The following is a 10,850-nucleotide window of genomic DNA, read 5'->3' as shown; positions in this document are numbered from 1 at the left end:
GATGGCGCTGCGACTCGCCGACCATCTCGAGGACGAACTGCGCGCATGAACCGGCAAGGCGCGGTCGCAAGGCGCGGACTCGCGGCATAACAGGTATTATGATAATAATACGTGGAACTCAGCGCCGGATTTCGTCGAAATGACCGGGATCCGGACGGATAATACCTGAAGTATCGGACGGAAATAGACGGCTTCGCGCGCGCGCCATTCCGCCGATCGTCGCGTTTCATTTCGGAACCACCGGGCTCTCCGGCGGATTTACCGGGGTCGACGGCCTTTTCGTCATCTCGGGCGGTCTGATCACCGGCATCATCCTGACCGGGCTCGCCACCGGCCGCGGCCTCGTCGCCACCGCCCTGCTCCCTTCCAATGTCTGTTTCCGGCGCGCCGCGCCCCGGCGAGGGATCGCCCGCCCGACCCGCCGCCGATGCCGCGCCCGGCGGGATTTTCCGCCCGCGCGGACCTGCGCGCTTGCACGCCGTCGCCGGATGTCCGAAACGGGTCGCCGGGCCTTCGGGGGCGCGCGCGTCGCCCGAGGGGATCTTGTGAGGCGTTGGTGAGGACGAGAGTATGGCGCGGCGCGAACTGGCTGACTTCGAAGGACCGTTGCTGCTCGAGCCGAGGAAGTTCGGCGACGCGCGCGGCTTCTTCTCCGAGACCTACAACCGGCGGCGGCTGGCCGAGATGGGGTTCGACGCCGAATTCGTGCAGGACAATCATTCGCTCTCGACCGAGACCGGCGTGGTGCGCGGCCTGCATTTCCAGAGCCCGCCGCATGCCCAGGCCAAGCTGGTGCGCTGTGTGCGCGGCGCCATCCTCGACGTGCTGGTCGACCTGCGCCGCGCCGCGCCGACCTTCGGCGACCACGCGGCGGTCGAGCTTTCGGCGGAGAACTGGCGCCAGCTGCTGGTGCCGGTGGGTTTCGCCCATGGTTTCGCCACGCTCGTGCCCGATACCGAGATCGTCTACAAGGTCACCGCCTATTACGCGCCCGACCATGATCATGGCCTGCTCTGGAACGACCCCGCGCTCGGCATCGACTGGCCGGTGGCGCCCGGGGCGGCGCGGCTCTCGGACAAGGATCGCGTCCAGCCGCGGCTGGACGAGCTCGAGAGTCCCTTCTGACCCGCCCCAATTCTGTCTGGCCCGCCCCGATTCCGGCCGCCGCGACTTGTTAAGGGGATGGACGGCGGGTAATCGGCGAAGGCGAGAGGCGAACAGGCGAGCAACGGTTTCGAACAGTCACGAACGGCGAGATGCAACAGGTGGGCCCCGCCGCCGCCGTCCGAGGAGTTTTCATGCAGATCACAGTTTTTGGTACCGGGTATGTCGGTCTCGTGCAGGGGACGATCCTGGCCGAGGTCGGGCATGACGTGCTCTGCGTCGATGTCGATGCGGAAAAGGTCGAGGGGCTGAAGGCGGGAAAGGTGCCGATCTACGAGCCCGGGCTCGAGGATCTGGTGAGGAAGAACCACGCCGCCGGGCGGCTCAATTTCACCACCGACGCCGACCAGGCGGTGGCCCATGCCCGCATCCAGTTCATCGCCGTGGGCACGCCCCCCGACGAGGACGGCTCGGCGGACATGAAATACGTGATGGCGGTGGCCTCGACCATCGCCGAGAAGATGACCGAACCGAAAGTCATCATCGACAAGTCGACCGTGCCGGTCGGCACCGCCGACAAGGTGCGCGCCCGCGTCGCCGAGGTGCTGGGCGCCCGCGGCTCGGACCTGCGTTTCGACGTGGTCTCGAATCCGGAATTCCTGAAGGAAGGCGCCGCCGTCGCCGACTGCATGCGGCCCGACCGGATCGTGATCGGCACCACCGATCCCGTCTCCGAAGATCTGCTGCGCGAGGTCTATGCGCCGTTCAACCGCAATCACGACAAGATCATCGTCATGGATCCGCGCTCGGCGGAGCTGACGAAATACGCGGCCAACTGCATGCTCGCGACCAAGATCAGCTTCATGAACGAGATGGCGAACCTCGCCGAGCGGCTCGGCGCCGATATCGAGGCGGTGCGCCAGGGCATCGGCTCGGACCAGCGCATCGGCTATCACTTCATCTATCCCGGCGCCGGCTACGGCGGCTCGTGCTTTCCGAAGGACGTGAAGGCGCTGATCCACGCCGCCAAGGAGATCGGCTTCGAGCCCAAGGTGCTGCAGGCGGTCGAGGACCGCAACGACGCGCAGAAGGAGGTGATCTTCGCCAAGATCGCCAAGCATTACGGCGGCGAACTCAAGGGCCGGACCTTCGCGCTCTGGGGCCTCAGCTTCAAGCCGCAGACCGACGACATGCGCGAGGCGGCGAGCCGGGTGCTGATGGAGGCTTTGTGGGAGGCGGGGGCGAAGGTCCAGGCCTATGATCCCGAGGCGATGGAGGAGACCCAGCGCATCTATGGCGACCGCGAGGATCTGGTGCTCTGCGGCACCAAGGAGGCGGCGCTGAAGGGCGCGGACGCGCTCGTCGTGCTGACCGAATGGCAGGTGTTCCGCGCGCCCGACTTCGACCTCCTGCGCGAGAAGCTGGCCGCGCCGGTGATCTTCGACGGCCGCAACCTCTATGATCCGGCCCGCCTCGCCCGCAAGGGCTTCGCCTATTACGCCATCGGCCGCGGTCTGGTGCCGTGAGGGTTCTCGTCACCGGCGGCGCGGGTTTCATCGGCTTCCATGTCGCGGCGCGGCTGATGGCGCGTGGCGACGCGGTGGCGGTCTTCGACGTGGTGAACGACTATTACGATCCGGCGCTGAAGGAGGCCCGGCTCGCCGAGCTCGAGCGGATCGCCGCCGAGACCGGCGCCGCCTACCGCTTCCATCGCGCCGACCTCGCCGATGAGGCCGCCGTCGACGCGGCCTTCGCCCAGGGGATCGCCGACCGGCCGGGCGGGCCGGCGGGCCCGTTCGACCGGGTGATCCATCTCGCCGCCCAGGCCGGCGTGCGCTACAGCCTCGAAAATCCGCTGGCCTATGTGCGGTCGAACATCCTCGGCTTCACCCATATCCTCGAAGCCTGCCGGCACGCCGGCACGCCGCATCTCACCTTCGCCTCCACCTCGAGCGTCTATGGCGGCAATACCACCATGCCCTTCGCGGAAGGCCAGGGAGTCGACCATCCGCTGCAGTTCTACGCCGCGACCAAGCGGGCGAACGAGCTGATGGCGCATGCCTATGCCCATCTCTACCGCCTGCCGGTGACCGGCCTGCGCTTCTTCACGGTCTATGGCCCCTGGGGCCGGCCGGACATGGCGCCGATGCTGTTCGCGCGCGCGATCTCCGAGGGCCGGCCGATCAAGGTCTTCAGCCATGGCCGCCACAGCCGCGACTTCACCTATGTCGATGATATCGTCGAGGGGGTGATCCGCGCCTCCGACCGGATCGCCACCCCCGATCCCGACTGGGATCCGGCCCGGCCCGACCCGGCCACCTCGAACGCGCCCTACCGGATCTACAATATCGGCAACAACGCCCCGGTCCAGCTCGCGGACTTCATCGCCGCGCTCGAGACCGCGCTCGGGCGCCCGGCGATCCAGGAATTCCTGCCGCCGCAGCCCGGCGACGTGCCCGATACCTTCGCCGACAGCTCGCGCCTCGCCCGCGCGGTGAACTGGCGCCCGGCCACCCCGATCGCCGAGGGGGTCGCGCGCTTCGTGGACTGGTACCGGAGCTATCACGGGGCGCCCTCCGCCGAAGGGGAAATCTCGGGCGACCCCCCCGCGCCCGGGGCGCCCGACCCTTGAAAGCCGGGCCTTCAACGCCGAAAGTCCGGGCGCTTGCGCTTCTTTCCGGGTCGGAGCTATACAACCTCCAGAGGTTTGATCGAGGGTAGTCCCATATATCTGGTCCGCGTGGAAGCGCTCCTCCCCGCCTTCTTTTCCGATTGGCGGCCGGGACCGGCCGAACCCGCCCGGACACCGCCTCGCCCGCCCCAGCCGACAGGATGAGGACCGCTTCATGACCGAACTGACGACCGACTTCATCAAGGACATCGAGCCGTTCTTCTATCGTCGGCGCATCGTCTATGTCGACGTGGGCGCGCATCGGGGCGCGGTCTACCAGGATTTCGCCCGCTCCGGCCTCGGCATCCGCGAGGCGCATCTGGTCGAGCCCAATCCGCGCACCTTCGCCGTGCTCGAAAAGGCGGTCGAGACGGTCAGCGGCGTGCGGCTCGTCACCTGCCACGCCATGGCGCTCGGCGCCGAGCCGGGCCGGCTGCGGCTGCGCGCGGCGGACAGCATGACCAAGGTGCTCGGCGCCGCCGAACCGGCGCCGGAAGCCGAGGTCGCCGACCCCGAGGCCAACGCCGATGGCGAGGTGCTGGAGCGCGCCGCCCGGGCGGATGTCTTCGAGATCGAGGCCAGCACGCTCGACGCGCTGAGCGCCGGGTTCGAGCGGCGGCATATCGGCATCCTGAAGCTCGATGTCGAGGGCTACGAGCCCCAGGTGCTGGCCGGCGCCCGCGGCCTGCTCGCCGACCAGGCGATCGACGTCGTCTATGTCGAGGCGGGGATCGATCCCGCCAACAGCCAGCAGAGCTATTACCGCGAGATCGAGGACCTGCTCGGCCAGTACCGCTACCGATTGTTCCGCATCTACGAGCAGGCGCATGAATGGCTGGACGACAGCCCGCTGCTCCGACGGGTGAACCTCGCCTTCATGAGCGAGGAATTCGCAGCGCGGAACCCGTATCGGCTGTCGCGCGAACTGTTCGAGATCCAGCGCGAGAAGGCCGGGCTGGTCGAGAAGGGCCGCGAGGCCGAGGCGCTGATCACCCGGCTCCGCGCGCGGATCGGCCATTTCGAGACGGCGCGGGCCGAGACGGCGCAGACGATGGAGACGATCGAGGCCGCGCGGGCCGAGCTCCGGGTCCGGCTCGCGGCCGCCGATCTCGCCCGCGGCCAGGCCCAGGCCGAGATCGAGGCGGCGGCCGGGCGCGCGGCGGCGAGCGAGACCGCCCGCGCGGCCGAGGTCGAGCGGCTGCGGCGCGAACTGTCCGAGGCGCGGAGCCATGGCAAGGCGCTGGAGCGCCGGCATCTCGCGGTGCTGGAGAGCGCGAGCTGGCGGGCGACCGAGCCGGTGCGCCGGCTGATCCGGCTCGCCACCGGCCGGCCCGAGCCGAAGCCCTTCGCGCCGGCCAAGGTCAAGACGAAGGGCCAGGCGAAGGAGGCGACCCGCGCCGAGCCGAGGCGGATCGAGCCGACCGGCGACGGGGCGAAGGGTGGGCCGGCGCCGGCCAAGGCCCGCAAGGGCAACCGCTATATCGACAAGCTCTCGAACAAGCTGCAATCGGGCGTCAGCATGGCCTCCGGCGGCGAGTTCATTCCGTTCGAGATCCTGAAGCCCGCGACCCGGCTTCCGGCGGCGCCGGAGGGCGCGCGCTTCGTCTTCGCCATCACCCTCGCCTCGTCCCAGACCGTGCCGGACTGGAACCATACCGAGCGGCTGCTCGGCCAGACCCTGCGCTCGGTGCTCGGCCAGACCGATCCCGACTGGACCGCCGTCATCGCCGGCCACGAGATGCCCGACATCCCCGAGATGGCCGACGACCGGATCGAGTTCGTCGCCATCCACCGCCGCCCGCCGAGCGACAAGAGCCAGTTCCGCGGCGACAAGTCGGCCAAGCGCCATGTGCTCGGCCGCCGTCTCGCCCAGATGGGCGGCGGCTATTTCATGCAGCTCGACGCCGATGATCTGGTGCGCGACGATCTGGTCGCGACGCTGCGCGGCGGCGACCATGTGAACGGCGCGGTGGCGACCCGGGGCTATGCGCTCGATTATCGCAACCGCCTGCTCGCCCCGGTGCCCGGCGCCTGGCGGCACGATCTCAACCATGTCTGCGGCAGCTGCTCGGTGGTGCGCTATACCAGGGCCGACCTGCCGGGCCGCAAGCAGAGGAACAACGAAGCCTCGCTCGTCTTCAACATGACGCGCCAGCACGCCTATACCTCGGTGGCGATGGAGGAGCTCGGCCGGCCGCTCGAGATCTTCGCCGAGCCGATGGTGGTCTATCTCATCAATCACGGGCAGAGCCTGTCCTTCAGCATGCAGAAGTCCGGCAATCGCGGCCAGAACATCGTCGAGGCCGTCGCCCGCCACGCTCTGCCCGCCGCCGAGGCCGAGGTCATCCTGCGCCGCTTCGGCCTTCCCGGCTGGATCGAAGCCGAGGCCGCGGCGGCGGATCTCGACGCCGGGAAGGAGAAGACGTCGGGGGCGGCCTGATCCGGCCCGGCGGCGATCCAGTTGTCTCGCCAGTCGCCGTGATCGATCCGGGGGGCACAGATCAGTCCGTGGACCTGAACGGCCCGCGATTCTCGGTGATCGTGCCGGTCTATCGGCACTGGGCGCTGGTGCCGGAGCTGCTCGCGGCGCTGGAGGCGCAGACGATCGGCGCGGCGGCCTTCGAGATCCTGATCGTCGACAACGACCCGGTGGGCGGCCTACCCGGCCCGGCGTCGGAGATCGCCCTGCCCGGCAATGCGAGGCTTCTCGCCGAGCGCGCGCCCGGCGCCTATGCCGCGCGCAACGCCGCCGCCGCCCGCGCCCGCGGCCGGAGCTTCGTCTTCACCGACGCCGATTGCCGGCCCCCGCCCCACTGGCTCGCCGCCTTCGCGGCGGCCGAGGACGCGGCCGGGGACGGCATGGCCGAGGAAGGGGAAGCCCTGCTCGCCGGACCGATCCGCATGACCTGGGGCACACCGCCCTCCTCCTGCGAACTGTTCGAGGCGCTGCGCGGCATTCCGCAGGAGCGCTATGCCCGCAACGGCTACGCGGCGACCGCCAATCTCGCGGTGCCGGCGGCGGTGTTCCGGCGGCTCGGCGGCTTCGACGCCGACCGCTTCTCGGGCGGGGACGCGGATTTCTGCCGTCGGGCGGGGCTGCCGGTCCGGCTGGTGCCCGAGGCGGTGACGCGCCATCCCTGCCGCGCCGACTGGGCGGACCTGTCGCGCAAGATCCGCCGGGTGAAGGGCGGCCAGATCGCCGCCGGATCGCGCCGGCGGCGGCTCGCCTGGACGCTGCGCACCCTGACGCCGCCGGTCCGCGCGCTCGCCCGCTTCGCCCGGGCCGAGGCGCCGCTGGCCTATCGGGCACGGGCGATCGGCGTGCTCTTCGCGCTCTGGGGGGTCGAGCTCGCCGAAACCGCGCGCCTGCTGGCCGGCGGCCGGCCGGAACGGGGATGATGCCGGAGCGGATCGGGGGAGGTCTGATCGGGGCGCGCGTGGTCTCCGGGCAATTCGGTCTGGAAAATCCGCCGGGCGGGCCCTATGCTCCGCGCCCGGGCAACAGGACGCGGCGCCGTCCGAACAACCCGTTCCACCGCGAGATCCACTGGGGGTATCTGAAATGAAGCTGAACAACCCGGAAGATCCGGCGGAACTGGCCCATGCTCTGGAAAGAAGAAAATCCGGCCTGCATTGGGAGCGTTTGCCGGGTCTTACACCAAGGGCCGCCACGATCATCGACGTAGGCGCCGGCGGTGGCGTCAGATCCTTCTACGAGGCCTTCCCGACCGCCAGGTTCGTCATCATCGACGCACTCGAGGAGAACCGGCCGAAGCTCGAGAAAAAGACCGCCGAGCTCGGGATCGATTGCGAGATCCATATCGTCGGCGTCGGCGCCAAGCCCGGCAAGCTCGAGATGAACGTCCCCGCCGCCGGCAAGACCGGCAAGAGCTCGTTCCTCGAACGCTCCGGCGCCTTCTCCGAGAGCGAGACCCGGACCCGCGAGGTCGCGATCCAGCGGCTCGACGACATCGTGCCGGAGCGTCCGGGCGCCTTCGGCCTCAAGATCGACGCCGAGGGTTTCGAGAAGGAGGTGCTGCTCGGCGCGACCCGCGTGCTCAAGCAATGCAACTGGGTGGTCTGCGAGACCTCGATGTCGCCGCGCTTCGTCGGCGATCCCCTGTTCGCCGGCATCTACCGGATCCTCGACAAGGCGGGCTTCGTGTTCCGCGACTTCATCGACCTCACCCGGCAGGGCGGCGGCGACCTGCGGCGCATCGACGCGGTCTTCGTCAAGGCGAAATACGTGAACTATCCCCGCGAGCGGCGCGAGAAGCGCATCGCCAACCGCGCGAAATCCGGGATCGGCGGCCTGCTCGCCCGCGTTGGCGTCTGAGCCCCGGAACAGGATGATCGGTCCGGGCCCTCGACGGGCCCGGGATCGGCGTCGGCTGCCTGGCCCCCGGCTGGATCAGCCCTTGCGCGCGCCGACGTAGCTCACCGGTTCGCGCCCGGCGAGGATGCTGAGCGCCTGAGACCGGCGGCGGAAGGCATTGCCCGATCCGGGCCGCTCGGTGTCGAAATAGGCGACGAGGCGCCCGGACATCTGGCTGCGCGACATCGGCTCGCGCGCCACGATCATGTAATCCGGCCGGCGCGGGAACCAGGACAGGAACTTCGCCCGGTCGATCGGATCGTGCACATGGCCCTGCATCGCCGTCTCCGGCCATTTGTAGGGCACCGAGACGATGACATGCCTGCCGATCTCGAGCAGCTTGGCGGCGAATTCCTCGACCGGGGGCACATGCTCCAGCACCTGCAGGCAGAGCACCACGTCGTAGCGCTTGTCCGGCTCCCAGGTCAGGAAATTGGTCTTGATCGAGCGCACCCCCGATCCCTTGTAGGGTGTCTTGAGATCGAGCGAGACCCGTTCCTTCGCCCAGGGAAACCAGTCGAGATAGGGGCAGTTGCGCGAACCGACATCGATGATCGACTTCGTCTCGTCCGAGAGGGCGCACATGATGTAATCGACATAGCGCAGATAGATGTTGTTCTTGCGCTTGTCCCAGTAGCTCAGCTTGTCGAACTCGACCCTGGCCGCCGCCCGGGCCGCCTGCCGCGCCGCCTTGGCCGCGGCCTTCGCATCCGGGGCGCCCGATTCCACACCGGGATCCGCGCTGGTTTTCGTTTCGACATGGGACATGGGACAGGCCTTTTCTTGAAGGATCAAGGAGTGGGTTTCTCGGCGGCCGCCCGCGCCGCGCGGGCGCGGGCCTTCAGGAGGCCGGCGCCCGCGCAGCGCAGGAAGTAATAGGCGGCGCGGGCCGGCGGCAAGGCCTCGACCTCGCGATAGAGCCGCCAGTTGTCGCGGGCGGCGGCGAACTTGTTGCGCGACAGCGAGCCCGGCCGCACCCGATAGTCGGCCAGCACCTCGTCCTGGCCATGGGCGTGCGGCGTCAGCTTCAGCAGCCGCAGCCAGAGGCCGAAATCCTGGCGCCGGACCAGCGGCGGCATCTCCACCGGGCCGAGCGCCCGGGCGTCGTAGATCGCGGTCAGGCAGCCGATCACATTGTCGCGCAGCAAGTCCTCGTAGCCGACGCGGGCCGGCACGCCCACCACCCCGAGCGGGCGGCCGGCTTCGTCCATCCGCCGATAGGCCGAGAAGGCGAAGACATGGCCGCCGGCCGCCATGAAGGCGAGCTGGCGCGCGAGCTTCTCCGGCCGCCAGAGATCGTCGGCGTCGAGAAAGGCGACATAGCGACCGCGCGCCGCGGCGATCCCCCGGTTGCGCGCGGCGGCGGTGCCGAGATGGCTTTCCTGGGCCAGCGCCTGGATCCGGGGATCGGCGGCGGCGAAACCGGCGGCCAGCGCCGCCGAGCCGTCGGTCGAGCCATCGTCGATCAGCAGCATCTCCCAGTCGCCCCGGGTCTGGGCGCGGACCGAGGCGACGGTCGCGGGCAGCGTGCCCGCCGCGTCGCGGACCGGGGTGATCACCGAGACCAGCGGCGCGTCCATCAGCCCTCGATCAGGCGGGCGCTGTGCCGGCGCAGCAGATAGCCGCCGAGCGCGAAGCTGCCGAGCGCGATGCCGATCACGTAAGGGTAGGAGATGAACTGCGGGTCGTATTCGCTGTAGAAGCCCGAGCGCATCAGCGAGAGGACATGCACCACCGGATTGTACCAGAGCACGTTCTGGACCACCGGCGGCATGGATTCATAGAGAAACAGCACGCCCGACAGGAAGAACAGCGGCCGGGTCAGCACCCGCCAGATATTGTTCCAGGTCGGAAAGAAGCCGAACAGCACGCAGTTCAGCGTGCCGATCCCGAGCCCGAGGAAGGAGGAGAGGAAGAAGGCGAGGGCGATCGCCCCGAGATCGAGATTCACCGGCACATTGAAGAACAGGATCACCGTCGGATAGAGCACCAGCGCGATGAGGAACATGGTCACGACGCTGAACACGTATTTGGCGAAGACCGCGTCGAGCGTGGTCACCACCGAATAGGTGAGCAGGCCGCTGTTCGACTTCACCGACCGCGCCACCGCGCTCGAGGTGATCTTGAACAGCTGGTAGGGGATGGTGCCGGCCGCGTAGAACAGCAGGAAGCTGGTGCCGAGCGGCGGGGCGCGCAGCGCCAGGCTGAACAGGATGGCGAGCAGGAACACCCCGCCGAGCGGCTGGGCGATCGCCCAGAAATAGCCGCCATAGGACTTGCCGTAGCTCGTCGCCATCTCGCGGGCGACGAGCGCGAACAGCACGCGCAGCCGGCGGAAACGCACCATCCCCGCCTTGAAGGGCGCGGGGGCGATATCGTCGTCGAACGCCGGCGCGGAGGCCATGCCGCCCGCCCCGCCGACCCTCGCCACGCCCGCCGTCATGCCCGCTACCGTGGATGTCGCCATGGATGTCATTGACAATCCTCGCCGCTCCGCCCGTCCACCACCCGCGGGCGGGATTTGCTTTCGCAGTGCGCAACGAGTAAACCTTCCGGCGATGCGATGACAAGGCCGGGCACGCACGAGAGCAGAGGCGCCCATGAAGAACAATCCCGCGGACGGTCTCGCCGAGGTCATGCCGTTCGGCGCGCGCGATCGAACAGGAGGTTGAACCCTTCGTGGATGCCGGAGCGCCCCCG

9 protein-coding genes are annotated in these 10,850 nt (G+C 69.1%); 6 read left to right on the top strand and 3 right to left on the bottom strand.

Going from position 1 to position 10,850, the window contains the following annotated elements; translation table 11 throughout:
• Window positions 1-570: 570 nt before the first annotated feature.
• The 6 genes from rfbC to Q0480_RS01300 all read left to right on the top strand — a co-directional run bounded on the left by rfbC (window position 571) and on the right by Q0480_RS01300 (window position 8,111).
• On the top strand, window positions 571-1,125 hold the full coding sequence (gene rfbC / locus Q0480_RS01325; RefSeq protein WP_299129889.1) for a dTDP-4-dehydrorhamnose 3,5-epimerase: 555 nt from the start codon (window positions 571-573) through the stop codon (window positions 1,123-1,125).
• 173 nt (window positions 1,126-1,298) lie between these two features.
• The gene (locus Q0480_RS01320; protein ID WP_299129888.1) at window positions 1,299-2,630 is read left to right on the top strand and encodes a UDP-glucose/GDP-mannose dehydrogenase family protein; all 1,332 of its coding nucleotides are present in this window, start codon (window positions 1,299-1,301) and stop codon (window positions 2,628-2,630) included.
• Window positions 2,627-3,736, top strand: coding sequence for an NAD-dependent epimerase (locus Q0480_RS01315; protein ID WP_299129886.1), 1,110 nt, complete (start codon window positions 2,627-2,629; stop codon window positions 3,734-3,736). The genes Q0480_RS01320 and Q0480_RS01315 overlap by 4 nt, the downstream gene beginning before the upstream one ends.
• A 214-nt stretch (window positions 3,737-3,950) precedes the next feature.
• Complete coding sequence (locus Q0480_RS01310; protein WP_299129884.1) at window positions 3,951-6,215, top strand: FkbM family methyltransferase; 2,265 nt, start codon at window positions 3,951-3,953, stop codon at window positions 6,213-6,215.
• Between the two features lie 68 nt (window positions 6,216-6,283).
• Window positions 6,284-7,174, top strand: a complete 891-nt coding sequence (locus Q0480_RS01305; RefSeq protein WP_299129883.1) for a glycosyltransferase — start codon at window positions 6,284-6,286, stop codon at window positions 7,172-7,174.
• A 163-nt stretch (window positions 7,175-7,337) separates the two neighbouring features.
• Window positions 7,338-8,111 carry an FkbM family methyltransferase gene (locus Q0480_RS01300; RefSeq protein ID WP_299129881.1) on the top strand — a complete coding sequence of 258 codons (774 nt, stop codon included), beginning with the start codon at window positions 7,338-7,340 and terminating at the stop codon, window positions 8,109-8,111.
• A gap of 75 nt (window positions 8,112-8,186) precedes the next feature.
• Here Q0480_RS01300 and Q0480_RS01295 read toward each other — a convergent pair whose 3' ends face one another.
• From Q0480_RS01295 to Q0480_RS01285, 3 genes are read right to left on the bottom strand one after another with little or no spacing between them, the layout of a single operon-like run.
• The gene (locus Q0480_RS01295) at window positions 8,187-8,918 is read right to left on the bottom strand and encodes a methyltransferase domain-containing protein (RefSeq protein WP_299129879.1); all 732 of its coding nucleotides are present in this window, start codon (window positions 8,916-8,918) and stop codon (window positions 8,187-8,189) included.
• Between the two features lie 23 nt (window positions 8,919-8,941).
• On the bottom strand, window positions 8,942-9,730 hold the full coding sequence (locus Q0480_RS01290; protein ID WP_299129877.1) for a glycosyltransferase family 2 protein: 789 nt from the start codon (window positions 9,728-9,730) through the stop codon (window positions 8,942-8,944).
• Window positions 9,730-10,617, bottom strand: coding sequence for an ABC transporter permease (locus tag Q0480_RS01285; protein ID WP_299129876.1), 888 nt, complete (start codon window positions 10,615-10,617; stop codon window positions 9,730-9,732). The genes Q0480_RS01290 and Q0480_RS01285 overlap by 1 nt, the downstream gene beginning before the upstream one ends.
• Between the last annotated feature and the right edge of the window lie 233 nt (window positions 10,618-10,850).

Origin of the sequence: uncultured Amaricoccus sp. (assembly GCF_937891315.1) — a bacterium.
Taxonomy (GTDB): domain Bacteria; phylum Pseudomonadota; class Alphaproteobacteria; order Rhodobacterales; family Rhodobacteraceae; genus Amaricoccus.
Note: the sequence above shows the minus strand (reverse complement) of the source record. Positions and strands in the feature narration are given on the sequence as shown.

Bases quoted from the DNA above. Each gene is read 5' to 3' on its own strand.
- rfbC (WP_299129889.1), top strand. From the start codon at position 571: ATGGCGCGGCGCGAACTGGCTGACTTCGAAGGACCGTTGCTGCTCGAG.
- Q0480_RS01320 (WP_299129888.1), top strand. From the start codon at position 1,299: ATGCAGATCACAGTTTTTGGTACCGGGTATGTCGGTCTCGTGCAGGGG.
- Q0480_RS01310 (WP_299129884.1), top strand. From the start codon at position 3,951: ATGACCGAACTGACGACCGACTTCATCAAGGACATCGAGCCGTTCTTC.
- Q0480_RS01300 (WP_299129881.1), top strand. From the start codon at position 7,338: ATGAAGCTGAACAACCCGGAAGATCCGGCGGAACTGGCCCATGCTCTG.
- Q0480_RS01295 (WP_299129879.1), bottom strand. From the start codon at position 8,918: ATGTCCCATGTCGAAACGAAAACCAGCGCGGATCCCGGTGTGGAATCG.
- Q0480_RS01290 (WP_299129877.1), bottom strand. From the start codon at position 9,730: ATGGACGCGCCGCTGGTCTCGGTGATCACCCCGGTCCGCGACGCGGCG.
- Q0480_RS01285 (WP_299129876.1), bottom strand. From the start codon at position 10,617: ATGGCGACATCCACGGTAGCGGGCATGACGGCGGGCGTGGCGAGGGTC.